This is a genomic window from Ruegeria sp. CF2, from assembly GCF_056537385.1.
On record NZ_JBQFRL010000001.1, the window covers coordinates 2120385 to 2140288 of the forward strand.

Genomic DNA, 19904 nt, shown 5'->3' on the forward strand with positions numbered 1-19904 from the left:
CACAGGCTGCCAACACTCACATCTTTTGATTAAGACTTAAAATACGCCGAGCCGGCCTTGCGCCAATGGGCGACGCTCCAGTCGTCGACACAAGCCCTAGTTCCTCGCCAAACCTCTCGCGCAACTCCCTGGACACCTCAGGACCGAACACTCTCCTGGCATTTGGGTCTTCTACAACGGCCCTTACAGCATCTCTGACTGACCGCCACTTTAGGCTTCTGCGGCCTCCTGCTGCTCGTAGCCCTTTGCCATCAACCAGCTCAATCAGCTTATCTATTGTCTCACTGGACAATCCCATCGAGTGTTTTGTGAAACAAAACTGGTGACCCGTTAAACCAAACAAGTCACTCTCTCTTTTTTCTGACCACTCAACGTCCGTCAAGCGCTCTGGCTTCGACAACAACTGTTCAGCAGAAAGGCTTTCTATGTCACCCCATTCAAACTCAGTTAGCTGCTCGCCAATGTCCGATAGCCAACGACTACGATTTGAATGATAAGATAAGTACAAGTCGTTCTTTGCGCGTGTCATTGCTACATAAAGCTGACAACTGAACCTGTAGAGCTCATCCGTTGGCACGCCTGCGGGAGGGAGTATACCATCCTCACAATTCAAAATTACAACCGTATCAAATTCGTAACCCTTTGTTTGCTCAAGATCAGATATTACAAGTGACTCACTAAAAGGATCCAAGGTGCCGTCCAATGCAGGCAGGCCCAAATATTCGGCATACGCTTTTATTTCCGTATGTTTGTAGCCGGAAATGACGATACATGCGGTGCTGTCTGGTTTTTTTTGGACGAAGTCTCTCAAGTGTGTCACCGCATAGGTCAACTCCTCCTCGAGACTGTCGGCTTTCAAAAGAACCGGATCATTTAAAGATCGATTGGCGTATTTAGGATCCAGAATTTCCAAATCGTCTTTGGCGGTATCCAACATTTCCTCTGCTAGATTGTTCAACAACACCGCATAAGCAACCTCCAGGATCTGGCGTGTGTTGCGATAGTTTCTAGTAATTTTCTCGGATCGCCCGCTTACCACTATCCCCGCATTTTTTAAGACACGGTGTTTGGGCAAAACGTGCTGCGCGATATCTCCACACAAGAAAATATCGTTTGGTCCTTCGGCAACGAGATGCCGCAATATTGCCAGCTCCGTTGTCCCGAAATCCTGGGCTTCATCGACTATGATATGGTCGTAATGCACTGATAGACCGGTCAAGTGTTTGCTGACGGCTTTGGTCAACCCAAGGTAATCGGTAATTCCGACAGCCTCCATTTTTGCTTCCCAGCCGAGCAACCCGTCTAAGACGGCATTTCTTGCGCCTTCACCTAAGGGATGGCGACGACCGCTTCTTTCTATGTCCAGGTAGTTTGCTCTGTCCGGAGTGGGCAGTGCGCTCCGGATCCAGTCAAACTCTTCACGAAGATAAGATTCAGCATCAATACCCTGAGCCGTAAGATTGCGATGAATACGTGAAAGAACAGATGCATCGTTATTGTTTTGCCATTGGCGATAATACTCACGAAAAACTTCGTCGATATTGTCACCGAGCTTGTCCGAGACTTCACCGTAATAACGAATGCGATCAGGCTCTAGTTCCTCGAGCAATCTTTGGCATAGCTCGAACATTGAAACAACGGTAATGCGCTTCAGTACGTCAGGGTCGTTGCAAGACAACTTGGCCAAGTGATCAATCAACCCAGCCAGACTTTGGTTAAGAGTTACGATCAGCACTCTCGGCTTTTTCTCGTTCTCGGCTAGGCGGATAGCCCTTCTCAAAGCGATGCAGGTTTTGCCGGCTCCAGAAACGCCAGAAAGCTGCGCTGAGCCACTATAGTCGCGATCCACGATGGTTTTTTGCTCTGGGTGCATAAATAGTAGCCAATCAAGCGATTTTCCGCTTTGCGCAAATTCGTTGATTTTTTGGAGATATTCCTCACTACCAAACAGCACGTCGTATACGTTGGATCCTACATTTATTGTGACAATTTCCGCGTCACTCCAAGCGCCTTCGGTCTTTGCTCGTCCAAAATGCAGGTCTAGACGCATAGCCGCCCCTTCCCTGTCGTCTTCCAACAACGCCAAAAGAACGTCTTGGGCTAGGCTAGCGAGATTTGGATCTTCTATACCCCCGGAGACTTCATAGATCCCGCCAGGGTCTGCTTCACACTTCAAAACACTAATTTTGCGGCTGACAGACCCTGGAAACTCATCTAGGAATTCATCCAAATGATTTTCATCAAGTCGATCTATGAGATGAAAATCGGACGGAACTGCGTCTCTTCTGAGCTCTGGCTTCGATCCCGCTTTATTTTCTCGGGTATACGTAACCTCTCCTTCAAGTAGCACAGGGGTCAACCCTGAGTTTCGGTTCAGCCATTTGTCACATTCGTCATGGGATCCGCAGAACAACAACCAAATAATCCGATTGGATTGGACAGTTATCAATCGAAAGGCGTCACCCAAGTCGTACTTGACACAGCCCTTAATCCTAGATTCTCCGTGCTTTGTCGTTTTGAACGACTTGAAGGCGCCTGCACCATCTATGCCCACCGCTCCAATTAAGTCATGAAGTTTTCTAAATATATTTCTACGGGTGCCGCCCAGCTTGTATAGATTTTGAAGTGAATGCGTAAATTCTTTAGTCCCAAAAACTTGCACTAAGCTTTGCGGATACTCACTGTCACTGCTCATTTTGGTCTCTTGTAAGATCTTGTACCTAGGCACTATTCAATTTGCCCACTCTCAAATTGAAACAAGACACGCAAAGCGTGCGTTGTCAAACCGTGCACGTTACCGGCAATAACCGGCCCGCTTTAGACGCGACCTCGCCGCCGGGGCCTCCAATTGCCTGTAGCGCCCATTCGAGTACCTCGCGCAATCCAGAGCATGTCCAGCCGCTATCACGGCCGCCCCAATGTCTTCCCCGTCCGCAAAACAAACACCGACCCAGCGATCATGCGTGCGCTCACCATTTAGTTTGCACTCTACGTCCTTGCCTCGAAGGAAATTCACCATCCAGCGTTTTGCGTCTTGACCAGAACGAGTGCCAAGCTCGGGCGCATCCACGCCGTTCAAGCGCACGGGAGTACCATCGACAACAATTGTGTCTGCATCACGTACTTTGAGACCACCCGCAGTGGCAGTCGTAGCGAACAGCGCCGCGGCAATGGTTAGCTTCTTGAACAAGGCAAAGTCCTCGGTGTCTGGTGTTAATCGATTATTTGGGTTGCTATGCGGGTATCCACGAGTTCATCCTCGACAAGCGCATAGATCTCCTCTGGAGGAGTATTCAGCGAATACAACATGAGCGCCGGGTCCACACCCATGTCGATGAGATGCTGCATGGTTTCTCCTTGCCCTTTTTGGATACCCTCGACGGCGAAAACGACTGGTATCAGGCGGGGCTGCTCGTAGTAGTGTTGATGCATACCCACAAGGCCGCGCAGCGAGACAATGCGATCTTCTCCGCCTGCTAGGATGTAAGGGCATGAGGACACGCACATCGCGCCAGCGAGAACGGCAGAAGCCAGCTCAGCCTCTCTAACTTTCTTGCCGATGGACAATGCCTCTGAAACCACTCCTCCTGGACTGTGAAGAGCCACTAGGTCAGGCTTCTCCTGCATGTCCGACAAGTAAGAAGCGAAGCGAGACGAGTCATCCACCTCTATCTGACCGCTGAGTAGAAGTACCCGCCCTAGTCCTTCGACTTCCTTAACCGTGAAGTCCAATCGGTCAGGAAATGCTTCAGGTACGGGGACGTCTAGTGGCCCGTCTTGAGGCACAAGCGATGGATCACTGCGGTCAGTGCGGTACTCGCGGCGTTGATCACCAGGGGATATAGGCCCGGTCGGGAGTTCAACACGCTCTTTGAACGGGCTGGGCACTACACCAAGAACGTCCGAAGCTATCAGAACGCCTGCAATAGCGAGCTGTAGGATGAGAACGTAGCGTAGGCCTGAACGAGGATCGAGGCGACTCAAGAGGCCCATCACGTTTCATCTTTTTGTGGAGTGGCGCGGTTAAGGATAGCTGCGTCTGCCACACCCATTGTCGCCTCTACGTCCTTCATGGCGTTCATCGCGGCTCTCAGATCAGCCAGTGTCAGCGTGTCTTCGATGCTCATACCATCCTTTCCGCTGCGTATAGCCGCCTGTGTGATTGCCAGCACAAACACCAAAACAGCGGGCAGCAAGTCGATGGCTATGGCTCCGGCCCAAGAAGGGACGAAGTTGTGGGCGTACTTGATGACTGCGTCAGCGCTGGAAATCGGGTTGTATGCCGTCTCGATGGGCGGCTCCATGTCTAGGACCTCATCAGCAGCGTTCTTGAGTGTCTTGCTGCGTTGATCCAGCGCGTTCAAAACGGAATTGATAGTGGACGATTGCGCGTCTCGTACGTCGGAACTGCGCCCGTCAAGCTCTGGAAGTACGACCGAGGATGGCAGGTCCTCAGCAGCACGAGCAACAAGTGGTGCCACGCTGTACTGGTTGAGGCGCGAGATAACACCCGCCAGCTTCACGCTTTCCTCGGAGAATTGAACAGAGCGGCGGTCTACTTGACCTGGAGCAACAGTGAGCTCGCGCATCTTTGCGAGGATTTCGTTGCCTTGTTGGAAGGCTTCCTCGATAGGTTCCTGCTGTGCCGCAATCTGCTCTTCAAGATTGCGTAATTCTTCAGCCTTTTGGGTCAGTACGCGAAACACTGCGCCTCGGCCGGCGGTTCCAGAGAGGTCTCCGGATTGCTCCAGTTCAGCGAGTTCTTCAAAACTCTGGCGGGCGCGTTCCACCTCGCGACCCAACGCTTGACCACTCAGAGCTATATCGTGAGCTTGCTCAAGAGCAGCTTGGTAGTCACGGACAGTGTTTTCCAAGTGTTGTTCGACCGCTGCGGAACCTGCAAGGGCGGCTGCGTTAAGCCAGCTAGACATGGCGATGATGGCGACAGAGCCAACAATCGTGGAGATGGTCAAACCGATGAAACCACTGGCCGTACGCATCGAAGGCAACAGACGGAGCATATAGCTCCAGAAGACAAAGATACCGACAGAGACAGCGATTGAGTACGCGACCGCAGCGAAGAATGAGACCGCGCCATTATCTTCAAGCAGCGAGGACACACCAAGATAGGTGTAAATGCCAGACGCAATAGCTAGGACCCCCAATGCTGCGGGAGTAAAAGTATCTAACCAGGCAAGATGACCTTCGAGTTCTTTAGCCGTACGAAGTCCCTTTGCTTCTTCAGCCGTTAAGCGATCCTTGTTCTCCGTCATACTGCATATTGCTCCACACTCATCACGCGATAGTTCGCTACTTAATCATTCATTAAGATTTTTCACCTTGGGTTGCACATCACGACGTCACGAAACGATTGCTTGCGCGAAACTGCCATTCTTCTGTGAGTTTCCGTCAACTTGCACCTCGAGTCCTAGTAGACGTGAATAATAGGAACCAACTGAGATTCAGGTTGTTACTCTGGGAATATCAATAGGTAGAGATCGGTTGCCTCGCCGCCCGATGCGTGAAAACGCCCAGCGGGGCAAATCCGTCACATCTCTTTGATCGAATATGAGGTATCCCTAACAAGTCAACCCGAACGTGTGCTTGGGTCTATCCTGATTCAGTACGACATTTTTGATTGACCTAACTTTTGGAGGCCTGTCTCGTGGAAATCTTGATAGTTTTGGGTTTGGTTTTGGCTGGCGCCGTTTATTTTGCAGTTCGCTGTAACAGGCCAGGCGATACGACTACTCCGTCGAGTCAGTCAGGTTTGCATGAGAAACCTGGATTGACCACGAACCAACAGCAGCGCACATTGCAGCCACAGCGTTTTGACCCGGATCATACGGTCCCGAAACCCGACGTCACGATACTAGCGGGTTCAGCGTACGTTGTAGATGGCGATACACTGGTCATTAAGAAAACACAGGTTCGCCTGTTTGGCGTCGATGCTCCTGAGATGAACCATCCCTACGGAAAGAAGGCGAAATGGGCGCTCGTTTCGCTTTGCAAGGGTCAAAAAATTAGGGCCGAGGTGACCGAGCAAGACACCCACGGACGGACTGTTGCGAAGTGCTACCTTGAGGATGGCCGTGATCTATCCGCTGAAATGGTCAAACTTGGTCTAGCGATAGATTGGCCAAAATTCTCCGGTGGACAGTACCGGTCTATGGAAATGCCCGACGCACGAAAGAAGCTGTGGCTGGCCAACGCACGACAAAATGGACATATGGGGTTGTGGAAGCAATATGAAGATAAGCAAGCCGCTCGAAAACTGAACAACTGATGATTTCAGAAACCAACGCCAATCCGGATTATCGAAAATAATTTGAGCCGATAAAGCTGTGCCTCGGCCCGGTGCAGAACATCATCAGGTTTTGCATTCGGGCAGATACGCTACCAGAACGAACGAAAGGAAGTCAGTGGCGTCAATGGAAAACCAGTTTGCGCTCTGTGATCCCGTGAAACATCAATCAACTGACCTAGATTAGAAATAACTGGCCAGAGGTTGCGAAATGTTCAACGACGATGTCCTTGCAAAGTGCCCAGAATGCGGCTCTACCGATAGTACAATTTCGAATGAAGATATCACTTGCACTGCGTGTGGATTTAGCGAGTTGCTTGTGCTTGATGATCAGGCACGCGAAGGAATGCAAAACGACATAGCAAACGCAATGAATATGGCAAAAGCGCGAGACGTTTTGCAGCGATGGAGTTTCGCGGGTTAATCGTTTTCAGCCACTAGCCGGTGCGGTGTCTGATGAACTCAACCGCATCCAGCCACCCATTTCCATTCGGCCGAGCACTTTTAGCTTATATGCTTCCGGCGATAGTGGCTGCTTTGATCGGTGGCGGCTTTGATTGCAGAACTTGCAGGCAGCGACAATGTTTGCTGGAGTGTCTGATCCACCATCCGAAACAGAAAGTAAGTGTTCTGCTGTACATTGGAACCAACGCGCCTTGCGCTCTGAAACAGAATGGGCGGTTTGGAATTTTAGCGGTGATCCTGACCACATCGGTTGATTGCAATAGAAGCATCGACCACCTTGAGCGGCATACTTTTCATCGCGAATTCTTCTTAAACTATTGGTCATTTCACAGTCCTGGTTTCGATTTAAATCGAGAACCGGCTGTGAAAGCTTCCTGCTCTTCACGGGTGCAGCCTAAAGGATCAACGCCCTAGTTCCTTGCCACGGAACACGCCTATCTGGCTTGAGCTCCGCCCGGCCAATATCGAAAACAAATTCGCAACTGTCAATTGCGACGCGTGTGCTCCTATACTCGGAGGGAAGACTAAAGTTTACGAATTTGCACCCGACAATTCTGCCGCTGTTCATCATAAGACGGCAGGGTAAGCAAAACAATTTCGAGCCGGGCAGGAGTCTGGATTCAGGATTTTGCCGTTCTAGCGTGCCTCCACCTCATGTTTGCAGCCAATGGAAAAACCTCAAAAGATCCGACACCCAATAGATCAGCGTCAGCAGCTTTTATGACAAAACGCAAACCTCACATCGCCAGCAATTCCCGATGAATTGCGACCATTGCCCAGGTGTCGCGCGTGCAATACGCAACAAGATCAGCATATACCTTCTCGCGCGCTGGATCATCCGGTTCCGTCAGTGTTACGTCCTTCCAAAGGCGGGACGCGCTCGCCCCCTCTTTGATGTCCAGATCGTCGTATGAAAGTTCTGGCAAAAACGCTGGAAGAACGGCCTTGATAGAGGCGCTTCCTTTGAACGCGGGATCGTTGATCACTTCATCCGCAAACGGCTTCATCAGATCTACAACGCGGGCGTTTAGGCCTTCCAGGAACTCTGTGTGCTCTGGATAAGTTTCCGCCATCTCCGTATTGCGCGATTTCTCGAACGGCGCATACCAAACTACAACGGAGCCAACCTCACCCATGTCCTCACGTAGCCTTTTCAGCAAGGCTGGCATCGGGTTACTGGCGTCTCGGTGGAGATACTCCCTGTGCTCAATTTCTCCGCCAGGCTCATGCTGGATATGCAAGGAATACTGGAAAGCCACTTGCTGATAGGGACGCGTTCCGTCCCAGGGTGGCACCAAACTCTGAGACGTCTCGTAGTCAAAATAATAGACCGGATAGACAATCTCGCTCAGAAACCTGCTTAACTCCTGATGATCGATAGTGCGTGCACCGTTCGCCACTGCTCTCAAGTAGCGCTGTGTCGATTTGCCCAACACAGATGGATCACTGATCTCGTCAATCTTTGTGATCCCGTCTGCGATGAGTTCTGAGGCTTTTTCCGCGTTCATAAACGGAAGGCGGTGGATGCTGTCTTGCACGATAGGAGGGTCTAGCTTCTCGCGGATCTCCAGCCATTCACCATAGGATTTAAGGCGCGCACGTTCGGGGGACGGATCAGGCATCGTACCGCTGGCAACGACGCTCAATGCCTGATCGATACGCGTGCGTGTTTTTTCGAGCTGCTCAGTTACCGCATCCGTGATGTCAGTGATGCCGACAAGCTCTTGCGGGTTGATTTCGCTGTTTCTGACGTAATCACGGTTCACATGTGCCACTTCGCAACGCGCAATGGGGAACCCGGCCGCCTCAAGCACAACACGCTGGAATGCGAGATCAAAAGTGTGCTCGGGCTTTGCAGAAGTCCCGCTCTTGATCTCTGTCAGAACGTACCCATCGTCACTGCGGCTCACGATGTCGGAGATGCAAGTTATGGTTCCATCTTCATAACGTCCCTGCGCCACTGCGTTTGCACCGTTTCTCCAAGCCTCCAAAGTACGCGCGGGCAGAGCCTGGTATTCTGAAAAATCTGAAAAACCGAGGCGAACGAGGTCACCAAAAAGCTCCTCTGCATAAGGCTCAAACGCGTGCCCCTCGTCAAAGCGTGCTTGCAATGTGGGGTCAATTGGCGGCAACAGATGCCTGGCGTGTTTTTTGATCCATAGCCAGGCAGGGTGCCTGAGAAAAATCATGTAATCTGATTTGGACAGCATCGTTCAATCAACATTCCAGAATTGACGTGATCAGTAAACGGTCTCGGGGAGGCGGTTTGTCTCGGCTCGGAGTTAACCAATGACCCCGAGCACTGAGGCTCCCGTGCCGTTAGGTGAAAGCAACCTCAAAATTTCTTGAGGAACAGACATGAGGTTGCCGCCGCTCACCTACTGGCGGTTGGTGGATCTATGACTTGCGAAATTCTGTAAGTGGTCCAGTCAGCGCTTCCAACGTCGTTTTTGCCTCTTCAGGTTTTGTGAATACCAGGGCTGATTTTTCCCGTGATGAACGTCCAGCATCGGTTTTCATCCGAAACATGACTCGGGTCGGGCACTTACCGTCAAAGCCCCCGATATAGATAAATCTATATGGGTCTTTTGACGTTTCTTTCGCGGTGGGTAGGTCTTGTGCGGCGAGCTGTTTGGAAGCCCAGATTTCGGGCATGAACCTGGCACAGTCGGATGGGGAAAGAAAAACGACACCATGCTCCTGAATGGCGCGTTGTAGCCGCGTGCCACCTCTCTTGAAATCGTGCCAAGATTCAATCCGATCAACTGTGGCATCCACCACCACTTGCGAGAGAAGATACACGTTTTTAGGATCTTCATTGTGGATCAACCGGATGCGATCCATCGCCTGCAAAATCTCCATTTCTCGTACCTGCCTTAGGACCCTATCTCCCCAGGTATCTGGATGTGCAAAAACCTCTAACGGGGTAACCCCTTTTTTATGCCCAATACCCCTTGAGACCTTTATGTAATCTCCACCTGTGAACGGATCACCTGCTGCCGCTGCAAATGCGCGTGCGATACGTTCAATGTCAGAGTACGCAGGTTGCTCTCGACCAATTAAGATAACTGATGAACAATCTTCCCACCTGTTTTGGCCTCGAAGAGCACCGAAATGTCCTGCCCGATCCGGATTGTCTATATCGAGCGACCGGATAACACTCTTGTTCCCAAAAACAGCAGCATCTCGATGGCGTGCAATAACTTGATTAACCCAATCCTTGAGCTTTTGGTTTTCTTCCTGGATCTTTGCGCTCAAGCCTTGCCAGATCTGGCTTTCAGAACACAACCGACGCTTGGAAAAGTTGCATCCAAGTACTTGAGTAATTTTGGCGTGTCGCTCCACTGGGTAGTGATGGCAAGCGAGGTCAGCGCCAAAGGCAATACGAGACAGATCCAGATCTGCCGTCCCGTCAAGATATAGGAAAGGGATATTGTGTCCGTGTTTGAGTGGTTTGACTCGCACCGCTGTTAAACTTGGTTCTCGGTTGAGATCATTCCAATCAGGACCTCGTTTGATAACACCGACGGCTTCTTCTTGCCTGTTTTCGATTTCCGCTCGCAAACATTCCAACAAAAATTGAAGAGATCGAGCTATTCCGCCGGGTTGTCTCTTTAAACTGCTGCCCAAACGCGCAAGGTCGCCCGGACCCCACATTTGATTGTCGTTTCCCAAGACCTTGCGAACAGCCCCAAACACGGATCTCGATTTAAAGTCGTCTAGATCCGCGATTGCCTGATCTAGCAGATCGCGCGTTACCCCGGTCGCTCGCAGCGCGCTCAAAGAAACACCTGGCGACTGCCCAAGTGAGCGCAGCAAAGCGTGCTGAACCCGGGCAACGGGTTGCACCGCAGCGACGGGAACCTCTACGATCTCAACACCATGTTCTGGCAGGTTCGGTTGACGAAACCTGTTCTCCGGAGGAATGAAGTCTCCCAGCTCTTCCAACGCCAAATCTACGGCTTCGACCGCGAAGTCTCTCGGGCGCTCATCAAAGACCACAAGGTCGGGTTTCGCTTCGCCTGGTAGAGGCAAATACCCAAATTCGTGGGGTGCAAAAACGACAAGGCCGGTCTTTGCCGCCAAAATCCCTTTGATTTCGGCCTCCTGCCGAAGATACCCGCAGTCTTCCTGATGCGGACACCGTTTGCACAAAGATGAGCGAATGGACATGCCTTGCGCAGATACGAGGCGCGCCGTCTCATAAACACGGCACATGTTTACACCATCTACGAGTGGATCGGGTTGGTTTCGTCCCCTCAGACCTATGGCAGCGGGCGCGTCAGCAGGCGCATTTGCGAGATAGTCATTCAGAGCTTCTTGTACCTTTGCGTGATCAGGCAGAAGCATCAGAGAAACCAAATTATGTGTTTTGTGAAGGAAACCCGGCCGCCTCTCTCTGCCGACAAGAAAAGCCGTTTTCCCAATTCCTTGCGCCCCGGACAGAAGAACACGCGGCGCTGTTTCAGGTCGAGGGTCATCTGTGAAATGCCAAGATTTGGCATGGTAAGCCAAGGCTTGTCTTCCCCAGTCTTCCAAAACCTGGGCATGCTTTGCGATGGCCTCTTCACGATGGAGGGTCGGCGCTGGATAGAAAGGTACTGTCGCGACTTTAATGTCCCTTTGGCTGAGTGGTCGCTCCAGGCCAGTTTTGAGACCGTTCTCAACAACTTCGTCCGCACGTTTGTATCCAACAGATCGCGCCGCTTGCATAAGGCTTTCTCGAGCTTCATCGTAGGAAATTTGTCCATCTGCCACGTAGCCGCCAACGACTTGAACTTCGTCGAAAATCCGAGGGTTGGAGGCCCCCTTCAGAACAATTCGTTCGCAGGCCTTGGACAACTGCTGTCGTCCAAAATTGGATGTCGACGTGCATCCTTTTGAAGGCTTGGGAAAAGAACCATTGTCGTTTCTTTTATTGGATTGCCTTGGATTGGCATGCCTTTTCTTGGCTTCGATTGGGAAAGCAATGAGCGAGGCATCAACGGCATCTTTGTACCCTCTAAACACTCCTGATCTGGGGCGCCCTGCGAGTGGATCAGATACGCCCTGAAAGATCGGGAAGGCCGTATAATTGGGTTGAGCAATACCCGCGAGAGACTTGTCGCTTCCGGCATGTTCGAACAAAAATCGACGCTCGTGTGCAAACAGAGGACGATTTGCCAGGCACCAGAAGTGAAATTTGGCGAAGTCATCTTTCCCGGGGATTGCCGCGCTGGAAGACGCTTGCCAAACCACGGATACGCTTTGCAGCACAGGTATTTTGCGACAGAGCTCGTTCCAGACCCATCGCGCTAAGGCCGCCGGATCTTCCCATCCCAAATGGCCGGGACGTACGAGATCATCCACATCGAAATGTAAAAGGTAGGAGCCTCTGTCTTCCAGCGTCGCAGGCGCCCCTTCACGTGGATTGGCCAATCTTCGTATTTTCTGTTGATTGCGGCATGCCTTGGTGACTGAGCCCATCACGACCACTTTGGACGGCTCGTGAGCCAGCTTTGCGAGCAAAGCTGCAAGACCATCAAACCCTGAGATTTCGGCTTCATGAGGTTTGAAGTGTTTTGCTCGACTGCTGCGCTCCACCCCGCCTGGATGAAACACCTTCGTTTGAGGTTTATTGGTGCTGGCCTCTAAGACAGTTACTTTGAATACATTAGTTTTGGCGGCGACCTTAGTTGTTCGCTTGGCATCAATTGCCATGGGCGTTTCTCCTGGAGCACATAGCCAGGCGCGATCAGTTTACGTAATGCGAAAATTCTCAAATTGACTGACACTGCTCGGGTCCTGCCGTTGGGCTCTCATCCATTGGCCAGCGAAATTGCTGACATGCGGAGTGTCCCGACCTTTGGTTTAGCGGTGGTTTCTAAAGCCGAGACTCAAGGCTGGCGTTCAGGTTTTGTTAACTTCACACAACACCAGGGCTTACCCGAGGATAGGAAGGGCTTGGAAAGGCAAGCCTAAAATAGCCAAGTCTTGGTATGGCAATCCTCGCAAAACCAAGACAAAGAATGCCAATCTGAGACTTGGCCTCCAAATTCTTGGTTTTCCAAAGCATCCTTAAATTTTCCGAAAGGTCGATCTGCCATTATGGAACCAGGCAAGAAAAAGGAGTCTATAAGTGCCTGTTATTTCGTTTCTTTCTCCAAAGGGTGGTTGCGGAAAGTCAACCGTCTGTGCGTTGATTTCTCAAGAACTCTCAAGGTTGGACCTATCCTCAATCATCCTGGACACTGATCCAAAACGCTGGATTTCCAGTTGGGCGAACTTGAAACAGCTGAACAGCAATGTCGATGTGCGCCCAGTTGACCAAGAGAACCTTACGGATGCCGTCTTCAAATCCGCAGTAGAGGCGGATTTTGTACTGGTGGATGTTGAAGGCTCAAACGATGCCAGCCTGATTGACGCAGTCTTGGTTTCTGACTTTGTAGTTGTACCATGCCGGGCAAGCAGGATGGATGCACTAGGAGCCGTACAGGTTCTCAAGCAAGTATGTCAGAAAGGCCAGGTTCTGGGTCGGAAAATTCCGGCTGGTGTACTGCTCAACCAGACTGAACCAGGGGCAGTAGAGTTCCGGATCACAGGCGCCATTAAGGCCATTCTCGAAGAAGCCGGCGCGCCAATTTTCAAAACGCAATTGGCGGCTCGACCCGTTTTTCAGGCGATGATGAGTCTGGGTGGAGATTACGTCGATCTACCGCGTGCGTTTCAAGGATCTTCACCAAAATCAGCTTGCGAAAATGCGAGGGCACTGGCTCGCGAGGTTCTACTGCGTGCCACGACACCTGGCTACGAACATGTATAAGGAAAGCCGGATGAGCACACACACAAAAGTACCGAATATTGGCAGCATTCAGGAACACAAACCAGACGACATGAGTTTCGAGCGCAAGGCACCAGTATCGCCGTCACAGTTGAAATTGGCCCAGATGAGCCCAAGCCGACGAAGAGCAGCACTTCGGACAAAATCCTTTACTTCAGATGTAAACCCGGAGCTATACGCGGCGTGGGACGAACTCCGTGAGGTTAAAGAGCTAACAGTCGTTCGAGCTCTCGAGCTGTCGCTAATTTCTTTCCTCAAAACCAATGGCAAGGACTTCAAACTCTAAATCCAATCTCCGGTGCGCTCTGCTCCGGAGATACCTTTAATTAGTACGACTACCCTGCCTTACCCGTGCGTTTTTTTCTTATGAAAAAAGAGATTGGTAAGGTAACCCTTCATCCAAAGAGACGATCACTCTCAGGCCAAATCCCTTTCAGTCTCTGTAATTCGAAGACTAACTATTTGCTGGCCAAAATCATACCGAAGCAATCGTTTTGCTAACGGACTTGGGCGACGCGGCGTAATTGACGAATTGATCTTGCGCGAGGCGAAATGAAGCTTTTTCATGCTTTCGACGGCATCGAAAGGCGGGAAGCATATTGGCAAAAAAACCCCTTCACATCTACCCAAGCGGGACAAAAATTGCTCCGGAATGTCTCGAGAACCCAAAGGCATACCTAAGCGTTGAAGGGACGATCACCTACTGGGAGCAAAGGCTCAAAAATAGCCAGTCTAGCGTGATCCAAAGACATGCCCGAAACGCGCTCGATGCATGTAAGCGATATAAGAAATTTACTGCGGGAGCACTGACGCTAGTTGAAAAGCCCGCCGTTGCAGTTCCTCTATCTAATACCGAAGCAGGAAACGCCCCGACCACGGTTCAAACAGCGACTAAAAGGAAAAGGAAGTCAAAGAAGCTCTCCAAAAAAGAAGTAAAAGACGCTTTGCTTCGAGACCGCAGAGCACGTGAGCAAAACACGTTGCGCCTCAGAGCATTAAGAATGGAAAAAGAAGCCAACGAAAAAGCGGAGCGTGATGCTGCGCAAAGGCTCACTGAAGAACAAGAGCGCATGCTAAATGCGATGCGCGCGAACCATGAAGCTTGGTCAGTGGCGTTTAGAAAAGCGAGAAAAGAAGGACCGATCCCGTTCCGTGAAGAAGAATTCACGAAAGACCAACTGGCCTTTTGTATTCAGCAGGTCAGGCTTGGTTTGTATCCACTTTGGACGGCTCGTCGCGCTCATTGGCGTGACAGAGGTCTAACATACGTGCATGCCCACAGCATGATTTCCTGGGTTACAAAAGAAAAGTTTGAACATGCCGGCTTCGACCCTGTTGCATTTGAGCGCCGCGCTTTAGGACGCACCATGTAAAGGCGAGACCGAAGTAATCTCAGCTGTTCCAAGTTTCGCGTCTGCGAGGCAACTACCTTTCGCAAACTGCGAACTTTTCTCTTTTTTGTTTGTTCCACACAGTAAGCTCATAGGTCGCCTGAAGAGTCATTCATCAAATTCTTCTGAGAATTCAAAAACCAGGTCTCTAAGGATTCCAATGGCCTTGTCCCGATCCGGATGCTCAAACCCCGCTTCATCGCAAGTTTCGGTCACGAACTCCCACACCCCGCCCAAGAGCTGTTCAGCAGCCTCAGGATCGACGGGCTTTCCAACGTAGCGGATGCCGTCCATTGCGCAAAGTGCAGCCCACCGCTCCAAATCGTTTTTGAAAACAAGAATATTGTCATTCAAAATACACGCCGTCCTTCTTCCAGGCGCCTTGGGGATCGTCCAGGCCCCTAGCCCCTAATCTTAATCCAAATATTCATGCTTTTGCCCATCTTCGATCAGATTTACTGACAAGTTGCTCGACAAGATGGAAAGTCGGCTAGTCCAAGGGGTTACCCCCCCCTTTTTCTGTACCAAGGAAAAAAGGGGGTAAACCGGGGGTAGCCCAAGCGAGTCTTCAACGGTTCTTCCCAAGTTTCTAAATTGGCGGGTTTAGCTACCTGCTCTGAACGGAGCTCATCGGCGAACACCGGTTATCTTTTCTATATTTTCTCTTTTCTACAGTTTCTCATTTCTATCTTTTTGCCTTCCGAATTCATATCTGGCCTCAAGCAAGATCCTTAAAAAATTCATTACTATCAACATGTTACGTAGATATTTTGTTGACATGCAGTTTTAGACATGTCAAAAGAACTGCGTGAAAACAATCAAATGGAGATGCTCATGCTTGAGTATATTCGAACCGCCTACCATCAACTTCACGTCGCAGCAGTTATCATTCATGTTCTGCTTGTTTTCGGCGAACTGCTTCACATCCTGCCACATGCATAAGGACCCCCAAATGACCTGTACGCACTTTGATATAGCCATGCAGGTGCAGCCTCTCCTTCGACACCGTACTATTTCAGCCTAACGGGCTTGATACGCGGTCGGCGTCGAATGACAGGCTGCACCTGCTTCTGCTCCTCGATCATAGAAAAAGTCAAAAGAAAGTACCTTTTCCCGTTCGTATCGCGGCACATCCAACATCCGACCGCAAAACGTTTCTGGTGGATTATTGCCACTCCAAAAAGGTGTGGCTCGCTCTCCTCGGTTCTTTTGTGAAAGACCTCAAGCTTTGCTTTTTGGCTGGTTCGCACACCAGAGCGCCTTTCATGAATCTCTAAAAAAAGTGCTGCGTCGGATGGAGAAAAAATCTCAACAAACGCTGTTACAAGATAACTTTTGCCGCAAATATCTAGCACGCCAACCCAAGCAGAGCATTCATTGCGATTGGGGATCCCATTTGGGTACAGCTTTGCGGATCCTGTCTTTGTCATATTGCATAACCTCATTTGCTCGATGGCAAATGTATGTGCGGACGCAAGCAACAACGGCCCGTCCCGCGGTCGTTGATAAGTTGTTTGTTGCAAGGTCGTTACCAAACTTCTGGCTACGCGAACGTCCAACAACAAGTTGTGCCGCTAGCCAAATGGAGTTTACGCGATGGGAAAAGCTGCCCGGAGTTCAAAGACCCGACAAACTGAACTCATTGGAGTTAGGTTGAACTTGGATTTGAAAAGCCTGTTGGATGAACGGGCCAAGGAAAATGGTATCTCACCTACTTCGCAGGCTCGCGTCCTGCTTGCACGTTCACTCGGGTTCTCAAACGAAGTGGAAACGCGGCCGCCATCTCGGCGTTGCACTCAAAAAAAGATCTCGCAAGATCTAAAACGCGCCATCTGTTTTCTGGATCTTTTGCAGGACATGCGCAGAGAACTTCGATACCTCACGCATACCCTAACGCACGCTCATGACGATCCTTCTGAATACCACGCCATTGCTGCCGCTCTGGCCAAGATATCTGCTTCCCTACATGGCATCCAAATCCATGTGATAGGAGGCAACACGTGATCATCAAAACATCTCGTGTCCCTACCGGTCATACCAACAAGGTTGCCAAATACCTTGCCGCCAAGGGCGAAAACGAACGGGTCGATTGGCTCTGCGGTCATCCCGATGACATCCAAATCATGGGTGAGATTTCGAAGCTCTCGGGAAAAGCTTTCTCCGTACGGCATGTGGTTCTGGCACCCCAGGTCCGTTTAGATCACACTCAGCTCGCGCAAGTGATCAAGGCATATTGCCAAGAGTATCGAGTACCCAATTCCAGCGTAAGACGCCTTTGCCTGATCAGGCATATGAAACCGCGTGCTTCCACGGAGTGCACAAATGTTCACTGGCATCTTGCGATACCGGAGACAGATCCCCTCAGTTTGAGAATACTCAACAGTTCCTTCACACGAATCCGAGACGAGAAGTTGTCCCGAATGTCCGAATTAATGCTCGGCCACCCCATTGTGCCAGGGCGATTCACCAAGCAGATATTAGAAGCTTTGACGAAGGAGCAGCCAAAACTTGATCTTGCTCCTTACTGGAAAGCGCTAGAAGGAGTTGGTCATGGCGCAAATTTTTCGATCATCCTCGACAGACCTATCGGACTGGCCCAAGACGAAGAAAACAGTCCGTCTCACCCCACCGGCACAAGCTCCGGTGAGGTAACAAGTGCTCCCGAGCGGGACGCGACATGTGTCCCATTTTGGCGAAAAACTGTTTCGATATCTGCTTTGTAGATCTCGCGTTTCTCAACCAGAAGAGCGCTCAAACTTTCGATGACCGCTCGGTTTTTTTCGATGACGTCTTTCGCCCGAGAACTCGCCGTTTCCAAACGTTGCAATACGTTATGCCGAATTTTTTCATCCTTAAGGATGTCACTAAGGTTCGTAACTTCGACAGGCCGCCACAGCAAAGGATGTGCGCCAAGCCCAAACATCTCTTCCAGGCACGTCGCAAGAATCGTCGCTTGCGCAAGGTCACTTTGCGCACTGCCGCCAGAGCCAGTAGAAACCGATCCAAGAAAAGCCATTTCCGCTTCGCGCCCTGCAAGAAGCATTGCCAGCTTCGCTTCAAGCTCAGCGAGCAAAGGAAATGGGCTTTTGTTCTCAAAGGAGACAATCCCACCTCTAGATCGGATCTCGGCACGATCAGGCAAGCCGAGCCCAAGAATGCTCCCTGCAATAATGTGACCCGCTTCGTGGTAGGCTGCCCGCAGCAAATCCGATTGCGAACTCTCAGGTACAATCTTCTCCGCGGCAGCCCACAGATGAGCATCTTCTAATGTGGCTCCTTTGTATCTCGCCAAACTGCGGGCTTGTCTCACAATCGCCGCCGCATCCGCGCCTGTGCAGCCAATAAGATGTGCAGCCACGTCCTTAATCGTGCGCAGCGTAATTTCATCGCCGCAATGATCTAAAAGAATGTCGGCAAGTGCGTCTTTGCCGGGCAGTGACATTTCAATTTTCAGATCAAAACGCCCCGAGCGCACCAACGCTGCATCCAGTTTTTCTGGATGGTTACACGCCCCAACAACCAAAACACCCTGACGTTGATTGGCTTTATCCATTGCCTCAAGGAGGCCATTGAGGGCCGATCTGGTATAGTTGGCATTCTCACCGCTGGCGGTTGCACGATCCTCAAAGGAATCGATTTCATCGATGAACAGTACTGTCGGCGACCTTCTGCACGCATCATCGAAGGACTTGTTCATTGCCGCCAGAAAATCACCGAGGTGGCCATATTGCTGCCAGTCGGCGTAGCTCGTCGCAATGAAATGCGCGCCGATCTGACTGGCAAGCCTCGAAGCGGCAAAAGTCTTACCTGTGCCCGGGGCACCAAACATGAGAACACCCCTGGGAATTTCCGACCAATCCAATTGACCGCCTCTCCATGTTTTAATGTCGGCAGACAGTTGCTTCAGAACCGCTTTGGTCGAACCCAAGCCTTTTACTGCGTCAAGCGCCGACTTATCGGCCGCAACCGAGTTGTCATCAGTAAATCGAACAAGCGTTTCCACCATCTTCTTGGTGTCCGACTGTCGCACTGCGGTGGTCAGCTGTTCCAGCGACAAACACTGCAACTCCCGCGCTTGAGGCAGTTGCCCAAGGATCGGCTGCATGTCCGGGTTGCAACATGGACGGTGCAGTACCTGATGAAGTTTTAGAACGATTTGCTGAGAGATTTCCGCTAGCCGCACAACTTGTGTTGCCGCCTGTCGGATTGTTTCAGGAATTTCCTCCAAACACTCGACAATGCACAAGAACGGCCGTGGCTCCGCCATGCGATCAGACAAGTTTTTCTCAAACTCATCTTTCCCTTTAGCTCGACGCGATGAATAGGTCTTGGAATTCCGAGTAATAAGGCTGATCTTTGGAAGGTGCTTCTGAGAGTTCTTTGCGGCCGGCATGAGACCACGTTCAAAAGCGTCCTCGACATGCTCAATCCATGCTGGATCACCGGTTTCAACGACGGTGAAGCCATATGGGGCATACAAGTTTTCAATGACGATCTTTTGGTCCTCGGGGAAGCTTGCAAACAGCCGGATCAAAGCTGCCGCAGAGTGGATATCGAGTTTTGGTGAGCAAGCGAACCATTTCGTCCCCACGCCCGCTTTTCCCTCATCTGCGCCCCAAGCATTTTCTTTAAAATCGGTAGAGCATAGTTCACGCAGTGCGTCATCGAACCATGTGTTGAGTTGTTTGAAAAAATTGGAAGAAGTCTTAGATCCTCGTGGCATCGAGCACCCCTTTTGTCGGATTCAATCTGAAGCGGCTTGGAACGGTCTAACTACGACCCGGGACTATCCAAGCGATATCAGCCGCACGCTGGGGCGACTGAACAGTTCAGGTTGTTTCACAACAAAAGTCATCAATATTTCCAATTTTGGATCAGTAACTTAGCGCCGTTTGACACCGAGCACAAGACCCGATTAACTAAC

The 19904-nt window shown here is 50.8% G+C and carries 15 protein-coding genes; 5 read left to right on the forward strand and 10 right to left on the reverse strand.

What is annotated here, in order from left to right; translation table 11 throughout:
• Nucleotides 1-16 precede the first annotated feature (16 nt).
• The 4 genes from ACR0IR_RS10500 to ACR0IR_RS10515 all read right to left on the reverse strand — a co-directional run bounded on the left by ACR0IR_RS10500 (nucleotide 17) and on the right by ACR0IR_RS10515 (nucleotide 5273).
• Nucleotides 17-2695 (reverse strand): 3'-5' exonuclease, encoded by a 2679-nt coding sequence (locus ACR0IR_RS10500; RefSeq protein WP_480779079.1) that lies wholly within the window; start codon nucleotides 2693-2695, stop codon nucleotides 17-19.
• Between the two features lie 99 nt (nucleotides 2696-2794).
• Nucleotides 2795-3085, reverse strand: a complete 291-nt coding sequence (locus ACR0IR_RS10505) for a thermonuclease family protein (protein ID WP_480779108.1) — start codon at nucleotides 3083-3085, stop codon at nucleotides 2795-2797.
• Nucleotides 3086-3213: 128 nt separating this feature from the next.
• Complete coding sequence (locus ACR0IR_RS10510; protein ID WP_480779080.1) at nucleotides 3214-3993, reverse strand: COG3904 family protein; 780 nt, start codon at nucleotides 3991-3993, stop codon at nucleotides 3214-3216.
• Nucleotides 3993-5273, reverse strand: a complete 1281-nt coding sequence (locus ACR0IR_RS10515; RefSeq protein ID WP_480779081.1) for a hypothetical protein — start codon at nucleotides 5271-5273, stop codon at nucleotides 3993-3995. The genes ACR0IR_RS10510 and ACR0IR_RS10515 overlap by 1 nt, the downstream gene beginning before the upstream one ends.
• Before the next feature lie 392 nt (nucleotides 5274-5665).
• Between ACR0IR_RS10515 and ACR0IR_RS10520 the strand changes: the two genes are divergently transcribed.
• Nucleotides 5666-6286 carry a thermonuclease family protein gene (locus ACR0IR_RS10520; RefSeq protein ID WP_480779082.1) on the forward strand — a complete coding sequence of 207 codons (621 nt, stop codon included), beginning with the start codon at nucleotides 5666-5668 and terminating at the stop codon, nucleotides 6284-6286.
• A 448-nt stretch (nucleotides 6287-6734) separates the two neighbouring features.
• On the opposite strand, the gene ACR0IR_RS10525 is transcribed toward ACR0IR_RS10520, so the two are convergent.
• From ACR0IR_RS10525 to ACR0IR_RS10535, 3 genes are all read right to left on the reverse strand, one after another.
• Nucleotides 6735-7154 (reverse strand): HNH endonuclease, encoded by a 420-nt coding sequence (locus ACR0IR_RS10525; protein ID WP_480779083.1) that lies wholly within the window; start codon nucleotides 7152-7154, stop codon nucleotides 6735-6737.
• Between the two features lie 352 nt (nucleotides 7155-7506).
• Nucleotides 7507-8979, reverse strand: coding sequence for a DUF2779 domain-containing protein (locus ACR0IR_RS10530; RefSeq protein WP_480779084.1), 1473 nt, complete (start codon nucleotides 8977-8979; stop codon nucleotides 7507-7509).
• A gap of 187 nt (nucleotides 8980-9166) precedes the next feature.
• Nucleotides 9167-12469, reverse strand: a complete 3303-nt coding sequence (locus ACR0IR_RS10535) for a hypothetical protein (protein ID WP_480779085.1) — start codon at nucleotides 12467-12469, stop codon at nucleotides 9167-9169.
• Between the two features lie 418 nt (nucleotides 12470-12887).
• Between ACR0IR_RS10535 and ACR0IR_RS10540 the strand changes: the two genes are divergently transcribed.
• The 3 genes from ACR0IR_RS10540 to ACR0IR_RS10550 all read left to right on the forward strand — a co-directional run bounded on the left by ACR0IR_RS10540 (nucleotide 12888) and on the right by ACR0IR_RS10550 (nucleotide 14962).
• Nucleotides 12888-13571, forward strand: coding sequence for a nucleotide-binding protein (locus ACR0IR_RS10540; protein ID WP_480779086.1), 684 nt, complete (start codon nucleotides 12888-12890; stop codon nucleotides 13569-13571).
• 10 nt (nucleotides 13572-13581) lie between these two features.
• Nucleotides 13582-13875 carry a hypothetical protein gene (locus ACR0IR_RS10545; protein ID WP_480779087.1) on the forward strand — a complete coding sequence of 98 codons (294 nt, stop codon included), beginning with the start codon at nucleotides 13582-13584 and terminating at the stop codon, nucleotides 13873-13875.
• A gap of 313 nt (nucleotides 13876-14188) precedes the next feature.
• Nucleotides 14189-14962 (forward strand): hypothetical protein, encoded by a 774-nt coding sequence (locus ACR0IR_RS10550; protein ID WP_480779088.1) that lies wholly within the window; start codon nucleotides 14189-14191, stop codon nucleotides 14960-14962.
• Between the two features lie 126 nt (nucleotides 14963-15088).
• On the opposite strand, the gene ACR0IR_RS10555 is transcribed toward ACR0IR_RS10550, so the two are convergent.
• Complete coding sequence (locus ACR0IR_RS10555; protein WP_480779089.1) at nucleotides 15089-15334, reverse strand: hypothetical protein; 246 nt, start codon at nucleotides 15332-15334, stop codon at nucleotides 15089-15091.
• A gap of 656 nt (nucleotides 15335-15990) precedes the next feature.
• Complete coding sequence (locus ACR0IR_RS10560; protein WP_480779090.1) at nucleotides 15991-16410, reverse strand: hypothetical protein; 420 nt, start codon at nucleotides 16408-16410, stop codon at nucleotides 15991-15993.
• Between the two features lie 166 nt (nucleotides 16411-16576).
• Here ACR0IR_RS10560 and ACR0IR_RS10565 point away from each other — a divergent pair, with 166 nt between their 5' ends.
• Entirely contained in the window at nucleotides 16577-16984 is a 408-nt protein-coding gene (locus tag ACR0IR_RS10565) for a hypothetical protein (RefSeq protein ID WP_480779091.1), read from the forward strand.
• Nucleotides 16985-17600: 616 nt separating this feature from the next.
• Here the strand turns inward: ACR0IR_RS10565 and ACR0IR_RS10570 are convergent.
• Entirely contained in the window at nucleotides 17601-19703 is a 2103-nt protein-coding gene (locus ACR0IR_RS10570) for an AAA family ATPase (RefSeq protein WP_480779092.1), read from the reverse strand.
• Nucleotides 19704-19904: the final 201 nt, after the last annotated feature.